General features: G+C 59.7%; 16 protein-coding genes. 7 read left to right on the top strand and 9 right to left on the bottom strand.

Annotated elements, in window-relative coordinates:
* Positions 1 to 5: 5 nt before the first annotated feature.
* From J3R84_RS35010 to J3R84_RS35000, 3 genes are all read left to right on the top strand, one after another.
* On the top strand, positions 6 to 1,421 hold the full coding sequence (locus tag J3R84_RS35010; RefSeq protein WP_203527545.1) for an aldehyde dehydrogenase family protein: 1,416 nt from the start codon (positions 6 to 8) through the stop codon (positions 1,419 to 1,421).
* A gap of 8 nt (positions 1,422 to 1,429) precedes the next feature.
* Complete coding sequence (locus J3R84_RS35005; RefSeq protein ID WP_203527547.1) at positions 1,430 to 1,582, top strand: hypothetical protein; 153 nt, start codon at positions 1,430 to 1,432, stop codon at positions 1,580 to 1,582.
* A 64-nt stretch (positions 1,583 to 1,646) separates the two neighbouring features.
* Positions 1,647 to 2,213, top strand: coding sequence for a tyrosine-protein phosphatase (locus J3R84_RS35000; protein WP_057207199.1), 567 nt, complete (start codon positions 1,647 to 1,649; stop codon positions 2,211 to 2,213).
* Positions 2,214 to 2,311: 98 nt separating this feature from the next.
* On the opposite strand, the gene J3R84_RS34995 is transcribed toward J3R84_RS35000, so the two are convergent.
* From J3R84_RS34995 to cmoA, 5 genes are all read right to left on the bottom strand, one after another.
* Positions 2,312 to 2,986, bottom strand: coding sequence for a phosphatase PAP2 family protein (locus J3R84_RS34995; protein ID WP_051509367.1), 675 nt, complete (start codon positions 2,984 to 2,986; stop codon positions 2,312 to 2,314).
* Positions 2,987 to 3,045: 59 nt separating this feature from the next.
* Positions 3,046 to 4,368, bottom strand: a complete 1,323-nt coding sequence (locus J3R84_RS34990) for a histidine kinase dimerization/phospho-acceptor domain-containing protein (protein ID WP_057207200.1) — start codon at positions 4,366 to 4,368, stop codon at positions 3,046 to 3,048.
* Positions 4,369 to 4,374: 6 nt separating this feature from the next.
* On the bottom strand, positions 4,375 to 5,028 hold the full coding sequence (locus J3R84_RS34985; protein WP_057207331.1) for a response regulator: 654 nt from the start codon (positions 5,026 to 5,028) through the stop codon (positions 4,375 to 4,377).
* 225 nt (positions 5,029 to 5,253) lie between these two features.
* Positions 5,254 to 5,991 carry a methyltransferase family protein gene (locus tag J3R84_RS34980; protein ID WP_225968651.1) on the bottom strand — a complete coding sequence of 246 codons (738 nt, stop codon included), beginning with the start codon at positions 5,989 to 5,991 and terminating at the stop codon, positions 5,254 to 5,256.
* A 21-nt stretch (positions 5,992 to 6,012) separates the two neighbouring features.
* A complete protein-coding gene (gene cmoA / locus J3R84_RS34975; RefSeq protein WP_057207202.1) occupies positions 6,013 to 6,774 on the bottom strand; it encodes a carboxy-S-adenosyl-L-methionine synthase CmoA in 762 nt (253 codons plus the stop codon).
* A 108-nt stretch (positions 6,775 to 6,882) separates the two neighbouring features.
* Between cmoA and J3R84_RS34970 the strand changes: the two genes are divergently transcribed.
* Positions 6,883 to 7,308 carry a LysR substrate-binding domain-containing protein gene (locus J3R84_RS34970; RefSeq protein WP_057207203.1) on the top strand — a complete coding sequence of 142 codons (426 nt, stop codon included), beginning with the start codon at positions 6,883 to 6,885 and terminating at the stop codon, positions 7,306 to 7,308.
* A 238-nt stretch (positions 7,309 to 7,546) separates the two neighbouring features.
* On the opposite strand, the gene J3R84_RS34965 is transcribed toward J3R84_RS34970, so the two are convergent.
* The 4 genes from J3R84_RS34965 to J3R84_RS34950 all read right to left on the bottom strand — a co-directional run bounded on the left by J3R84_RS34965 (position 7,547) and on the right by J3R84_RS34950 (position 10,846).
* Complete coding sequence (locus tag J3R84_RS34965) at positions 7,547 to 7,786, bottom strand: tautomerase family protein (RefSeq protein ID WP_057207204.1); 240 nt, start codon at positions 7,784 to 7,786, stop codon at positions 7,547 to 7,549.
* Between the two features lie 86 nt (positions 7,787 to 7,872).
* A complete protein-coding gene (locus J3R84_RS34960) occupies positions 7,873 to 8,586 on the bottom strand; it encodes an SDR family NAD(P)-dependent oxidoreductase (protein ID WP_057207205.1) in 714 nt (237 codons plus the stop codon).
* A gap of 142 nt (positions 8,587 to 8,728) precedes the next feature.
* Complete coding sequence (locus J3R84_RS34955; RefSeq protein ID WP_203527551.1) at positions 8,729 to 9,661, bottom strand: LysR family transcriptional regulator; 933 nt, start codon at positions 9,659 to 9,661, stop codon at positions 8,729 to 8,731.
* A gap of 153 nt (positions 9,662 to 9,814) precedes the next feature.
* Positions 9,815 to 10,846, bottom strand: coding sequence for a GlxA family transcriptional regulator (locus tag J3R84_RS34950; protein WP_057207207.1), 1,032 nt, complete (start codon positions 10,844 to 10,846; stop codon positions 9,815 to 9,817).
* 88 nt (positions 10,847 to 10,934) lie between these two features.
* Here J3R84_RS34950 and J3R84_RS34945 point away from each other — a divergent pair, with 88 nt between their 5' ends.
* The 3 genes from J3R84_RS34945 (at position 10,935) to J3R84_RS34930 (ending at position 15,367) form a co-directional block, all read left to right on the top strand.
* Positions 10,935 to 12,323, top strand: coding sequence for an FAD-binding oxidoreductase (locus J3R84_RS34945; RefSeq protein WP_057216991.1), 1,389 nt, complete (start codon positions 10,935 to 10,937; stop codon positions 12,321 to 12,323).
* Positions 12,324 to 13,380: 1,057 nt separating this feature from the next.
* On the top strand, positions 13,381 to 14,814 hold the full coding sequence (eglC, locus tag J3R84_RS34935) for an endo-1,3-1,4-beta-glycanase EglC (protein WP_057207209.1): 1,434 nt from the start codon (positions 13,381 to 13,383) through the stop codon (positions 14,812 to 14,814).
* 367 nt (positions 14,815 to 15,181) lie between these two features.
* The gene (locus J3R84_RS34930) at positions 15,182 to 15,367 is read left to right on the top strand and encodes a twin-arginine translocase TatA/TatE family subunit (protein ID WP_025430220.1); all 186 of its coding nucleotides are present in this window, start codon (positions 15,182 to 15,184) and stop codon (positions 15,365 to 15,367) included.
* Positions 15,368 to 15,510: the final 143 nt, after the last annotated feature.

Below are 15,510 nucleotides of genomic sequence, written 5' to 3'. Positions count from 1 at the left end.
CGACTATGCGCGATATCAACGAAATCTACATCGATGGCGCCTTCGTCACGCCGCACGGGTCTGAGCGGTTCCAGCTTTTCAACCCGACTACCGAACAAGCGATCGGCGCGGTGCGCCTGGGCGACGTCGAGGACGCCCGCGCCGCAATTGCTGCTGCGAAACGCGCGCTGCCGGCGTGGTCGCAGACCAGCAAGGAGGAGCGGATCGTCCTGTTGCGCCGTTTCCATGACGTGGTCGCCGCCCGGTTCGACGATCAGCTCGACGCTATCGTCGAGGAATACGGCGCGCCGAAGAGCCGCGCCGGTTGGATGGTGAACATGGCGGCCACTGCCTTTCTGGAGGCGGCGGAAACGCTTGAGGCTTATGATTTCAACCAGACCATCGGCCGTGCGGACGTGCGCATGATGCCCTTGGGCGTCGTCGCCGCCATCACGCCCTGGAACAGCAATGCCTCCTTCATCTGCGGCAAGATGGCGATGGCTATCGCCGCCGGCTGCACCATCGTGATCAAACCCAGCGAAATGAGCGCAATCCAGACCCGGATCGTCACCGAGGCGCTGCATGAGGCGGGTGCTCCTGCAGGTCTGTTCAACATCGTCACCGGACGGGGTGATGTCGTCGGTGCGGAGTTCGCCTCTCACCCCGACGTCGCCAAGGTGACGTTCACCGGTTCGACAGCAGTTGGACGGTCGATCCTGCGGTCGGCCGCAGAGACGATGAAACGCGTGACGCTGGAGCTCGGTGGCAAGGGGCCGCAAATCATTCTGGACGATGCCGATCTCGATGAGGCGATCCCAGTGGTGGTGGCGTCCGGTTTCATGAACAGCGGCCAGGCTTGCGTAGCGGGGACGCGGGTTCTCGTCCCGGAACGCAGAATGGCAGAGACCCTGGCGAGGCTGAAGGCCGAGGTCGAGGCGGTCCGCGCCGGCGATCCGACCAACCCCGAAGTGTCCGTTGGCCCAATGGTCAGCCGGAAGCAGTGGGACCGGGTGCAATCCTATCTGAAGCTTGGACAGGAGGAAGGCGCGACGCTGCTGGTCGGCGGCGAGGGCCGACCTGAAGGCCTTGAGCGCGGCTGGTTCGTGCAGCCGACCGTCTTTGCCAACGTCACCAACGACATGCGGATCGCGCGCGAGGAAATCTTCGGACCTGTGCTGAGCGTGATCGGCTACGCCACGGAGGAAGACGCTATCGCCATCGCCAACGACACGACCTACGGCTTGCAATCCTATGTCCTGTCGTCAGATCCCGTGCGGGCGCGACGGGTTGCCGCGCGCCTGGAGGCCGGGCGAGTCGTCATCAACGGAGCACCCCACGAGCCCCTGGCACCCTTCGGTGGGTTCAAACAGTCGGGAATTGGCCGCGAACGCGGCGTCGTGGGCCTGGAGGCTCATCTTGAGCCCAAGGCGATCCTTGGCTGAGGCAATCGATGGCGTCTCTCGAGGTCTGTCTCGACCTCGAGAGACCCCTGATCGTCCTGCTGGACGCCGATCTTTCGGAAGACGCCGGAACGGATTTCTTCGCAAGCGGCGATGTCGCCGTCTCCAGCTTCCAATGGTCAGCCGCAGCAGGCGAACATTGACAACATTGGCGTTCAGCTTCATGTCAGCGTTTGCATCCATGGTGCTCGAAAAGGAGCACGTTGGATGAAATTTGGATCCATAAGACCAATCCTGTGGGCGACACTCGCGGCCGCATTGATCATCGGAGGGTACCTCGGCGGTATCCAGCTTTCCGGGAACTTCCACGAGGTTGTTCCGGGCGAGCTCTACCGTTCGAACCAGCCGACGTCGGCGCAGATCGCCGACTACGCCAAGCGATTTGGCATTAGGTCGATCGTCAATCTTCGTGGTGTCGACAACGGCGCGGCTTGGTATCGCGATGAGGTCGCAACTGCCGCAGCGCTCGGTCTGAAACATGTGGACTTCAGGATGTCCGCGAGCCACGAGATGACACTCGATCAATCCTTGAACCTCGTATTGCTGCTGCGCGATGTTCCCAAACCGGCCCTCATTCACTGCCGGTCAGGCGCCGACCGCACGGGGCTTGCTTCGGTCATCTATCTCCAGCAAATCGCCAAGGCCGACGAAGAGACCGCCGAAAAACAGCTGTCGATACGCTTCGGGCACATCGGGATCCCCTACCTTTCCCCCAGCTACGCAATGGATGAGAACTGGGAGATGTTGGAGAAGGTCTTCGGCCTCGCCGGTTAGGGCATTTCCAGGAAAAGTGCCAAGCGACCTTCCGTGAGGAAATGTTTGGAAACAAAGAGATGGAGCATTTCTTTCACACCGCTTAAATCGGAAGCGCTCTAACCGGCACTCTCCTCGGGGCGGGGCAGATAACGCCTGGCGATCATCCAGCAGATCGTTGCCCATGTCGCACCCGCACACCAACCGCCAAATACATCTGTCGGATAGTGAACGCCGAGGTATATCCGGCTCAATCCGACCATCAAAGTCAGCGCCAGGGCCACGGCGATGACGTAGAGACGCGTGGCGCGGTTCGATTGGACCCGCGAGAGAAGCAGGCCCAACGTCAGATAGGTAACCGCAGACAGCATCGCATGCCCGCTTGGAAAGCTGAGATCATGCACATCGACCAGGTGGGGCACGATGTCGGGTCGAGGTCTCGCAACCCCGATTTTCAGAAGCGTGCTCAGCAACCATCCACCCAGAACCGAGAGCAGTACGAACATACCGGTGGCGCGACGCGATGCGAGAACCAGATAGCCGACTGTAACGATAGTGACGAGGGTCAGTACGGTGGTGCCACCGAGGCTGGTGATGTCGGTGACCACATGCGTCAACCATCCGGGCCCGATGGGAGCGGAGAGGTTGCCGGGCTGGCGCAGCGCGCGCAGGATCGCCTCATCGAACGCGCGCGTTTCTCCCTCGACCACCTCGCTCGTCAGCCTAATGAAGACAAAGGCGCCTCCGGATGCCAGTGCAAAGGCGGCGATGCCTAGCGGCCCATACGCCCTCATGCGTCTGTAAAACCGTTCGGTTAGCGCGGCGATCTTGGACAAGGCGGGCTCCCGCTGGGTTAAAGGCGCACGGCGGCCTCGAAGCCGCCCAACCTCCCGGTCGCAGGAGATTGGAGTGCCAGGCTGCCGTTCATCTGCTCGACGAAGCGCTTGACGATCGACAGCCCAAGTCCAGAGCCGGCCGCTTGCGTTGGTCCGCGCGTGAACCGTCTCGTCAGGCCCGCCAATGTCGGTTGATCGAGGACGGCGCTTTCATTGACGACGCGGATGCCATCAGTGCCGAAATAGACATCGACGACACTGCCCGACGGGCTGTGGACCAGTGCATTCTCAAGCAGGTTGCGCACGACGATCGCGAAGGCATCCGGGCGGATTTGCCGCTCGAGGCGCGCCTCATCTGGCGCATGAAGCACGATGCGCCCCGCGCCCAACGCAGATCGCCCGATGTCTTCGATGACAACCTGCAGGACCGGGAAGAGGTCCGTTTTTTCGTCCGACACGCCGATGCCTGCTTCAGCGCGCGACATCTGCAGCAGTTTTTCCGCCAGCCGCCCCAGATGTTGAAGCGATCGTTCGATCTGTCCGACACGGGCAGACAGCGAAGGCGGCACCTCCGCGAGCAGCCGTTGGGTCTGCGCCAGCGCGCCGGCAATCGGTGTGCGCAACTCGTGTGCGCTGTTGGCGGTGAATTCCCGCTCGGATTCGAGAACGGCCCGCAGTCGATCCAGCAGCAAGTTGACGGAGCGGGCGATCGGGCGAAGCTCGACCGGGAGCCCGGCTTCATCCACCGGCACCATGTTGCCACCATCCTTGGTGCCGATATCGTCGCGCAGCCCTTCAATTGGAGACAGGGTCATACGGACGACGAGGATGATGGCAATGATGCTGGCGGGAATGAGTGCCAGGATCGGGAAAAAGAGGGCCATTCCCCCCTCGATTGCAGCCTCGCGCCTATTGTCGAGGGAGTCCGCCACTTGGATGTAGAATGAGCCGTCCGCGGTCCCGGCCGTGTATATCCGGTGCGTATCGTTCTGCGAGAAGCCGACCTCGAGGGGGGCCGGGAAGGGCTCGGCAGGCGCATCCCTCGATTTCAACAGGATCTGCCCGTCCCGACCGCGAACCTGGTAGACAAGATATTCGCGGTTGCTGGCTGCTTTTTCTGCCGGGCGTCGTAGCGCATCGCCCGCATCCCGCCCGGCCAGATCGTCGATGACGATCGGAAGCAGGCGTTCGGCGGTTTCCTGAATGCCGCTATCGAAAATCTCGGAAAACTCGTCCTGCATGATGAGGATGCCAAATCCCATGGCGACGAGCCAGAAAACCGCGACGACACTTGTGATCGCGACGACGAGCTTGCGGGTCATGCTTGGTTTCTGGAACATGGTCACTCACTTGATGCAGTAGCCCACACCCCGAACAGTTTCGATGCGGTCATGGCCGATCTTTTTTCGCAGCCGGCTGATGTAGACCTCGACCGTGTTACTTTCGATCTCGGCGCCGAAGGCGTAAAGCTCCTCGTGAAGCTGTGCCTTGGACACAATTGCTCCGGGTCTGGCCGCCAGTTTGTCCAGGACGGCCCATTCGCGGGCGCTCAAGAGCTGGACCTCATTGTCTACCACCACGTTTCGGTTGATCTGGTCTATCTCGATCCCGGGTAGGCGAATGGTCGAGGTTGGCTTGCCCGCATAGCGCCTCGATACCGCCAGCATGCGCGCAGTCAATTCGTCGAGGTCGAAGGGTTTGACGAGATAGTCGTCTGCCCCGCTGTTAAGTCCCTCGATCCGATCGGATACTTGATCGTGCGCTGTCAGGATGATGACCGGCGTTGCATCCTGACGTGAGCGTAAAGACCGGAGCAATGACAGTCCATCTCCATCCGGCAATCTCAGGTCGAGAAGGATAAGCCCGTATTCGACCGTCCCCGTTGCCGACATCGCATCAACGACGCTTAAGAACCAGTCTACGGCATGGCCCGCGGCGGCGACGTGATCACGCAGCGCCTCCCCCAGGACCTGATCGTCTTCCACAAGCAGAACGCGCAAGCTACCATCCGCCACCAAACAACCTCTGCCTATTGTCGCCCATAGGCATGCGTCAAGTCGATTGTTTTTCGATCGGTCGGATTGCTCATGAGCCATGGCTCCCTTTCAGGCCGAAACGGCGCCGAGTTGTGGATCGTAGGCTGCGGGATTTCTGACATGAACCTGAGAGGCGCGGAGGCGATGGAAGCCGTCGTCTCCGGCAGGGTGCCACGGCAGACGGCGCCCTTAGAGCGATGTCTTCGGTTCGCGAAACGCACCGTGCTTCTTGAAGTGGCTGACCAATGCGGTCGCCATGCCGACAAGCGCCATCAGGGCAGCGAGAACAAGCAGATAGGATCGCTGGTGCTCAAGGTTCTCGGCGATGGCGAACCGATACATTTCCGTTGCGAGGATGGCGAGCAGAGCGGCTGAGACAGTCGAATAATCCTTGGCGACGACGCGTTTGAAATTGAATGACATCCCGTCGATCGAGTGACGGAAGTTCTCAAGCCGCAGCGCCCAGCGCGGCACGTCTCGACAATAGGCGCGATAGGCTTCGCCGAAATTCTGCTCCAGGAAAACTTCCTCGGCATAGACGATGCATTGGTACATGAAGGCAAACAGGCCAACGCCAATCGCAATGACCAGCGGATTGCCGTGCAGCAGGAAAATGCCGGTATAGACGAGCATGTTGCCCACATAGAGCGGGTTTCGGCAGACGCCGAACATGCCTTCGGTGACCAGGTCCTTTGCGTAGACCCTCTTGTTCAACCCGCCGCGCTTAATGTAGGCGTAGCCCACCACGACCGTGCGTAATGCCAGCCCGGCGAGAACAACAGCAATGGCGGCCGCGGTCTTCAGCAGGTTCGCTGTCCCGCTGCCCCACATTTCGGTTGACGGCGGCACCAGGATGAATAGTGCCAGGATGATGGCCGGGAAGAACTGGTTGCGGTACCGGAAGAAGAAATTACCGAGCTGTATCATTAGCGTCTTCATGTCGGCGCCCTACTTGACTGCGACGATGCCGCAGAAATTGTACCAGCGGAAAAAGACTTCGACGCTGCGGAAGCCCACTTCTTTCAGCAGTTGCAGGTTTTCCTCCAGGCGATAGGGGATCAAGACATTCTCCAGGGCTTCGCGCTTCTTGGATATCTCGATCTCGGAGTAGCCGTTGCGCCGCTTGAAATCGTAGTAGTGCTGGATGAAGAGCCGGTTGAAGGTCGTATCTTCACCCGTCAGCTTCTCGACGAGAAGCAGGCAGCCTCGATCGTTGAGAGCTTGATACATCATGCGCATAACGCGTTCGCGGTAGAGCGGACGAATGAACTGCAGCGTCAGCAACATGGTGACGACGCTCGCATTGTCCATGTCCACGCCCTGATGGAGGTCGGCGACCTTGAGGTCGATCTGCCTGCGGGGTGCCGATGCGTCTATCTTCTGGCGCGCCTTGTCGAGCATGTCGGGCGCATTGTCGATGCCGACGAAGCGAACGCTCGGCTCGATGACGCCGTCGAGGCTTAGAAGGGTCGTGGCTGTGGAGCAGCCGATGTCATAGACGTTGGTGTCGGGTTGCGCGAAATCACGCGCAAGCTCGCACACCATGCGCTGCATTTCCTCGTAGTAAGGAACGGAGCGGCCGACCATGTCGTCGAACACATCCGCAACCGTTGCGTTGAAGGCGAAATCCCCGACCTGTTGGTCGTCGCGGGCAAAGACTTCGTCCTTCCCGCTGGAGCGAAGATGCAGGTGTTGTGCCTTGTTGGCCATGGGTCGCAATCCGATTGATACCTTGCGTCATGACCTTCATCGCAGGCGATGAAGGTCTACCGACATTCGCAACAGGCCATTCGAACCTGACATGAACCTGAACGACGGTTGATCCCACTCATCGGATCGTTCCGGCAGGAGAATCCGACCGCCGATCTTGTCATCCAATCGCTCGCGCTGGGCTCGCTTGAGAGGCCCGACCTAACCATCACATATCGGCGAAGCGCCGACGCTCGCGAAGTGTCATCGGCGTTCCTGCTGGATAGGACGATGGCGGTCTGCTCGCCGAAATTGATAGCCGGAAGCAGGGGGCAGCTCGAGGCCAGTGACATCCTCGATTTGCCCATCTTGCTGGACACGGCAGACGCATGGTCTTGGCGGTGCTGGTGCAGTTCTGCGGCGCTCACGTTCGAGCCTCGGGGCGGAAGCATCGCTTTCGATACCGACGAGGCGTCGATCGACGCTTGTATCTCGGGATTGGGAGTAGGACAGGCAAGCCCGCTGTTTATCGAACACGAGCTGAGATCGGGTTAGCTTAGCCTTGGCGGCGTCGGTGTTGCCGGTGGTCGGTGCTTACGAGACCTCAAGGCCCGTCGAATTCGGCATGGCAGGCGTTTTCCTGAAATGGTTGGAGAAATGGACGAACGTCGAGGTTGATTGACAGAGATTCGACGTTCATGCTTTGCGCTACGAAATCCGGCGTTTCCACTATCGCAACGGTCTCTGCCCACACGTTTGGGCAGAGACCGTTGAAATCGGTTGGCCAACTGCTTCAGGACTTGGCGGCGGCAGCACGCAGTGTGCGGTATTGTGCCGTCGGAAGCCCACCCCAGCCCCAGTTATCAAGATCGACCTCTTCGATCACGACATAGGTCGATTCAAGCGGCTTGTGCAGAACATTGAGCAGCACCTCGCTGACGCCCTTGATGATGGCCGCCTTTTCCTCCGCCGACACCGAATTGCGGCCGGGCGTGGTTCCTTCGCGGGTAACCTGTACGGTGACAATAGGCATTGCAGTCTCCTTGCCGAGAGTTGGTTCGGTAAATCATCGGATTTGGTGGGCCGGCGCGGGGATCGTCCCGAGCCAGCACCATGAGGTTACCAGCGCCCGGCGTTCTGGCCGCCATCGACATGGAGGATCTCGCCGGTGACGAAGCTCGCGTTCTCCAGATAGAGTACGGCGTCGACGATATCGCGGATTTCGCCCATCCGGCCAACCGGATGCAGCGCAGAGAGGGCCGCGTGTGTCTCGGGCGCGTGCATGGGGGTCTTGATAACCCCTGGAGATACCGCGTTGACGCGAACCCCGCTCTTCGAGAATTCCATGGCAAGCGACTGGGTGACCGCGTTCAGCCCACCCTTGGTCAGGGAAGCAAGCGCTGAAGGCAGGCCGACGATCGGCTGATTGACCAGGCTTGTGGTGATGCTGACAATGTGGCCCGAGCCCTGCTTCAACATTTCGGCCGCGGCACGCTGGGTAATGTGGAAGAATCCGGCGACATTGACCCCGAGGTTGTGATCATAGTCTTCCTGGGTCATTTCAATGAACGGCTTGGCAAGAAACACGCCGGCGTTGTTCACCAGCGAGTCGATGCGACCGAAGCGCTCCATACCTTCGCGGACGATCCGTTCGGCGGTCTCCGGCCTGCTGATGTCGCCGGGCACGGCGAGAATGTCCGGGTCGGCCGTGGCCGCGATCGACCTGGAACTGGCTATGACGCGAAAGTTTCGGTCACGGTAGGCGCGAACCAGGGCGGCGCCGATGCCTTGTGACGCGCCGGTGATAATGACGACCTTCTGTTCGGTATTCATGATGTGATCCTTTCTCAATGGCAGCGACCGTCTGATCGACGCCCGCCCGACGCCCTCGGCGTTGGTGCTATTGATTTAGATCTATCCTGAGATCGGGAGAATGGTCAGAAGTTGGACGTCAGTCATTCGAATATCGGCATAATCAAGGGAGCGTACCTGCTTCTGCAGTCAGTCGGGCAAATTCGGAGCGCAGACGTGGCGTGGCGAAATCGACAAAGGCTCGAACCTTGGGCACGGACATGCGCCCCTGGGGTGCGAGCAAATGAACGGGCAGGGGTGGGTGCTCGGCGTCGGCGAGGACGATCTTCAGTCGCCCGTCTTTGACATGTTCAGCGACATGATAGGAATAGAGCCTGGCTACGCCTCTACCCGCGACGGCCGAAGCAGCGGCGGCCCGAACGCTGTTGACGATCAATCTCGGCGTGAAGTGAACCGTCCGCGGAATGGTCGAGTCTTCTGCCGGTGTGAAGTTCCAGGAATCGAGACCGAAATTGGTAAAGGCGATGATCTGGTGCTTTGTGAGGTCGGCTGGCACCTCGATGACGGGATGATTGGCGAGATAGCGGGGAGAAGCGACCACCACGCGCCTGACATCACCGCCCAATCGCGTGGAAATATGTGACGAATCCGCCAGATGGCCAATACGCAACGCAATGTCGACGCCTTCGTCCACCAGGTTGACGAACCGATCGAGCAGCAGCAGCCGGGCAGAAACAGCCGGGTGGACGTCGAGGAAATCATCCAGGATCGGACGCATAACCTCGTCCCCTATGATCGGCGGCACGGAAATGGTCAGCGTTCCACGCGGAGCCGCACGCTCACCGCCGGCGAGCATGTCGGCCTCCTCGAGATCGATCAGCACCCGCCGACAGGCAGTCGCGTAGCGTTGGCCGGCCTCGCTGAGCTTGAGTGTGCGGGTCGTGCGATGCAGCAGTTCGGCACCCACATGCGCTTCCAGGAAGCTCAGCGCGCGACTGACCGCCGTCGGGGAGCGCTTCAGCCGACGGGCAGCACCTGCGAGGCTGCCCTCGTCGATCGCGGTCACGAACACTTTCATTGCATCAATGCGATCCATTATTCTGCCGATCTCCGGTGTAGTGCTATCAGCAGGCAAGTATTCGCCCGAAACTGGCAATAGGTAAATATGCGAACCGAAGGCACCTTCGGTTCCTCTCGGTCGAGATCGATATCGGCGATCGTCGCCGGCTGTGCCGAAACGCGGCTCCAATCAGGTATGTTTCAAGGCTTGGCGCAGCGAGCCAAATCTGAGGCGATAATGCGCGGCGGTCAGGCCCGTTTCACGGTGGAACAGGCGGCTGAAGAAGCTTGCGTCCTCATAGCCTGTTTCGTTGGCGATCGCCTCGATCGTCAGGTCGGTTGTTTCCAGCATCTGCTTTGCTTCTTCGATACGAAGCGCGTGTGCGTAGGCCAGCGGCGTCATACCTGTCGCTTTGGTGAAGCGGCGGATGAACGAGCGTTCCGACAGCCCGGAAAGAGCCACCATTGCGGCGACGGGCGCGCGGGTCTTGTAGTTCAGCGCGAGCCACTTTTGGCAGGAGTTGATCACCGCGTCGACCGTCTGGCGGAGGCTCATGAGTGACGCAAATGGCTGCTGCCCCAGGTCATGCCATTGCAGCATGTAGACCTTGGCCACTTCCATCGCCTCCTTGAGGCCGACGAACCGCGCAATGAGGTAGAGAGCGAGATCCTGCCAGCTTGACCCGCCCCCCGCCATAACGATGCGCTGCGCCTCACCACTCAGGACCAGTGACCGATCCAGGCGCACCCTGACACCAGGGTAATTGTTGGAAAGGGTCGTGACATAGCCCCAGTGGATCGTCGCTTCGCAATTGATGAGCAGTCCCGCCTCGCCGAGCAGGACGGCACCGGAACAGGCACTGGCCAGCAACGCGCCATCCTCATGCGTTCGCCTTAGCCATCTTGCTTCAGGCTCATACAGCCCTGCGACGCTGTCGCCCGGATTGATGAAAAAATCCGGAATGCACACGATCTGCGGTGGAGGGCAGTCGCCGAATGCGAAGTCTGGTTTGACCCAAATGCCGTTGGCGGCGCGAAAACCACTGTGTGAACGGGCAACGACATAGGGGCGCATGCGCTGTTGTCCCGCTTCACCCTTGACGATGAACGGCCAGTCGCGGCCGGGAGATGAAAACAGATCGAACATGCCGAACAAGGCGGAGGCCGTGACTTCGGGCACCGCGAGAAGTGCTACATTGATAGGGCTGTCCTGATCAAGCATGGCAGAAATGACCGCCTTCCAGCATTTTCGACTTTAGTACCAAGCGTCGAACGCGACTAGGCTCTTTCAGCCAAGAGGAGGTCTCGACATGTCCCATGATGTGCTCCGCAGTGTACTGCGTGGCGAGCTGCTCGAGCCCGGAACTTCGGCTTATGACGCTGCTCGAGTGGTTTGGAACGGGCTGATCGATCGGCGGCCTGCCTTGATTGCCAGATGCCGCAATGCTGCCGACGTCATCGCAGCGGTAAACCATGCGCGGACGCATCGGCTCACCATCGCCGTTCGCAGCGGCGGGCACAATGTCGCCGGCTACGCCGTTTGCGATGATGGTCTGATGATCGATATGTCGCCCATGAATGCCGTCCACATCGCGCCTGGGCTCGACCGTGTGCTGATCGAAGGCGGGGCGACATGGGGCGATGTCGATGCGGCGACCACGCCTTTTCGGCGGGCCACGCCGGGCGGACTGATTTCGATGACAGGCGTGGCCGGGCTCACTCTTTCGGGCGGCATTGGCTGGTTGCGCGGCACCCATGGCCTGAGCTGCGACAATCTCATTGCTGCCGATGTGGTCACCGGTGATGGCAGGCTCATCCGCGCCAGCGAAGTCGAGAATATCGACTTGCTTTGGGCGCTAAAGGGCGGCGGCGGGAATTTTGGCATCGTCGTGAACTTCGAGCTTCGTCTTCACGAAATCGCCGATCCGGTGATGTTCTGCGCGCCTGCCTATCCGGAAGAGCACGCCGTCGACGTCATCCCACAGTGGCGCGACCATATGGCTTCAGCCCCTGACGAAGTCAGTGGTCTCGCCGAATTCTCCACCATACCGAGTGATCAGGCCTATCCGGAACAGACATGGGGCAGGCGAGTGATAACGCTTGCCACTGTTTATGACGGTCCCGCTGAAAAAGGGGAGCGCGTCATGCAGCCGTTGCGCGCTCTTGGTGAGCCGTTGCTCGATTTCAGTGGTCAGATGCCCTATCGCGAGCTCCAGTCCATTTATGACGGATTGTTCCCCAAGGGGCGTGACCGCTGCTACTGGAAATCGACCTACCTTTCGGGCCTTGGTGACGATGTCATCGGCGCGATCATCGAGCGCCTGATTAAACGACCCTCCGAGATGACCTACGCGTCGATCTGGAAATTTGGCGGAGCCATGCAGCGCGTTGCTTCCGATGCCACTGCCTTCGGCGATCGCAACATACCTTACATGTTGAGCCTTGATGCGATCTGGTCCGATCCGTCAGATGATGACGCGAACATCAGTTGGGTTCGCAATGCATGGCAGGACATGCAGCCACATTCCACGGGTCGCCTCTACCTGAATTTTCCCGGGCTCGGCGAGGGTGACAACCTGGTTCGCAATGCTCTCGGCGCTGAAACCTATTCGAGACTTCAGAAGATCAAACGCGTCTACGACCCGGAGAACATCTTCCACTTGAACCAGAACATTGCGCCGGACGTTCGATTGTCTTGACCAATGAGCGGTCGCGGCAGTCGGCAAGGGCTGCACTCTGCCGATGGGGCGGATCGACCTGTGGATCCAAGCGCGCGTCACGCCGGAGTGGTACGCCATTTAGATCGCGACGTTGTCCCGCTCTCTCCTGTTACCAGTGGAACATTCGAGCTGACGCCGATGAGGTAAATTTCATCCGCGGATCTGTGGAGGAGAAACGTGATGGCGACAGACATGACCATATCCGAGGTTTTGAGAGATCCGCTTATCAGGCAGGTTTTGCGCGCCGATGGTATCGCACCTGACGTGTTTTCTGCTGCTTTAAAGCAGGCGGCCGCAGGTTTGCGACGCAGTCCCGGATTGTCTTGCTCTTCGACTGAGGCCCAGAACGCATCCATATCGACGTGAATGAGTTTCCGGAGCGGTCAAGTGCCTCATCGTCCAAGGTAGTTTCGCGACCAGCTGTTTAGCGAGGCGACAAGATCGTCTACGCGCGGCCGCCCACCGCGCGTTCTTATTAGACGTGCAAAGATCGCTGTAGGACTTTGAATTGCTGCATATTTTTATCCTTAAATCGAAGGCGATTTAAGGATAAAAATATGCAGTAGGCGGCGGCAACGATACGAGTTGCTTGCGATCGTCACGAACGGAAATTCGTTCTCCAGCACACCCGAACCGGTGCTTCGGTGCCGCTTTTCGGATGGCGCCGTCGCCGTTGCCGAGCATCCAAGGCGCCACGTGCGGTTCCGAATCGGACAATTTCGGCAGCATGCTTCGAAGCCTACTTGCGTAACCGGGAGCATCCACACATGCACGCCGGAACACACCTTTGCGTTCATGCAAGATCTCTGAGGATGTGGCAGGATTTCCCTCTAAGCCTTTCAATACGCGACAAAATTCTGTTTGCAGCGATGTGACCTGGGTCGTGTCATTTACTGCGGCAAAGCGTCGAGATCATCCCGATCACCTGCGTTTTCCAGCGCCGCAATTCACATCAAAAACCCATAAATGCAGGCGGTGCCACCGTCTGCCGAGCGATGTTAGCTTGCCTTCGGGAGGAAACGAAGGAGCTGACCATATGCCAAAATCGATCGTCAACGCCGTAGGCACCCCGCTTTTTTACAGTGGAGCATCGACTGCGTGGTTCTCTGCGACGGGATCGGGGCCTGTGCTTTACGGCACTGAGGCAAACGACTCGATCTGGGGCGATGGCTCCGTCGATGTCACCATGGCGGGCGGGAAGGGTGACGACATTTACTACCTCTATTCGGGCATCAACCGTGCCATGGAGACGGCTGGAGCTGGTGTTGATACCATCAACACCTGGATGAGCTATACCTTGCCTGAGAATTTCGAAAACCTGACCGTCACCGGCAGCGGCCGGCATGCTTTCGGCAACAACGCCGACAATATTATCTCGGGGGCTTCCGGTAGCCAGACGATCGACGGCGGCGGCGGCAACGACATTCTGGTCGGCGGCAGCGGCGCGGACATCTTCGTCGTCGGCCGAGGTGGCGGCAGCGATCTGATTGCCGACTTCGACAGTTCCGATACGGTCCGGCTGAATGGTTACGATCTCACAAGCTTCCAGCAGGTCACCAGCCTTGCGACACAGGAAGGCACGGATTTGAGGCTGAACCTCGGCGACGGCGAGAGCTTGCTGTTTGCTGACACGACCGTGGCCGATCTCGCGCCGGAGCAATTTCAGCTTAGTCTCGATCGCTCAAACCTTGCGCTGAGTTTTGCCGACGAGTTTGACAGCCTCTCCCTTCATGATGGCGATCAGGGCGTATGGGATGCAAAGTTCTGGTGGGCGCCTGAAAAAGGCGGAACCTTGGCCAGCAACGGCGAACTGCAGTGGTACATCAATCCTGACCATGCGGAGACCGCTGCCATCAATCCATTTTCGGTCGAAGATGGCGTGCTGACGATTAAGGCAGAGCCGACGCCGGATGCACTGGAATCAGAGATCGATGGGTACGAATACACGTCCGGAATGCTGACGACGTACTCGACCTTTGCGCAGACCTACGGCTATTTCGAAATCAGAGCGGACATGCCGACCGAAACCGGCACTTGGCCGGCGTTCTGGCTGTTGCCGGCAGATGGCTCCTGGCCCCCCGAACTCGATGTTGTCGAGATGCGGGGGCAGCAACCGAACATTGTCAACGTAACCGTTCACAGCAACGAGACCGGCGAACAGACAAGCGAGACGACCGCAGTCAAGGTCGCCAGTACCGAAGGGTTTCACACCTACGGCGTGCTATGGGAAGAGGATGAAATCGTTTGGTATTACGACGACGTCGCCGTGGCGCGTGCCGATACGCCCGCGGACATGCACGACCCCATGTACATGGTGGTCAATCTGGCGGTGGGAGGGGCAGCGGGGGAACCGAACGCAGACTTCGGCGACGGAGCGGAAATGCAGATCGACTATATTCATGCCTATGCTCTGGATGAAGTGCAGTCGGCGACTGGCGAAGCGCAGCCGATGGACGACTGGTTATCCTGATTCTTCACTTGGGCGCGCGCCGACCAATGCTCAGCCCGTGCCTCCTTGAGCGGTTGGACAGTTCCGACATCCGTCCGAAGTTGCCCCGCGTCGAACAGTCCGGCGATTGCGCGCAGTGCCTTGGCTCGCTTCTCGTCGGGATGCGCCGTCGGCGACACAAGGATGCCACCGGGCCGGCAATCTCTGGTAGCGGTTTAGCGCCAATGACCACCAGATCGGACTGACTGGTGAACGAGCGCCGCGCGCTTTGAATGTTTGCGACCTGACAAAGACCGGTGCCTCATGGCCCGCTAGCTTCCCGATTGTCGCCAGCGGCGCCATCGCCGCGCGGCATTGTAACGGTTCATTGGATCAGGGAAACAACGATATGGGATCTTTTAGTGTCTGGCATTGGGTGATCGTGCTGGCAGTCGTGTTGCTGTTGTTCGGGCGCGGCAAGATCCCGGAGTTGATGGGCGACGTCGCCAAGGGCATTCGCAGCTTCAAGAACGGCTTGAGCGACGAGACCGCAGCGCCCGCCGAGAAGCGGATAGAAACGGGATCGGGAGAGTAATCGGTTGCGCCGAGCCCACGACCAATCAGCCTGAGCATGCCGATCGTCAACCGGCTCGCTCAGGCAGTCGGTCGGAGGAAGCCTCACGACCTGCTGGAGCAATTGATCGATTTTCTTCCGGCAAATTCAAACGAGCGTGGCGT

This window comes from Ensifer canadensis, assembly GCF_017488845.2.
GTDB lineage: Bacteria > Pseudomonadota > Alphaproteobacteria > Rhizobiales > Rhizobiaceae > Ensifer > Ensifer canadensis.
The sequence above is the reverse complement of the archived record's forward strand: the minus strand, read 5'-3'. Positions and strand labels throughout refer to the sequence as shown.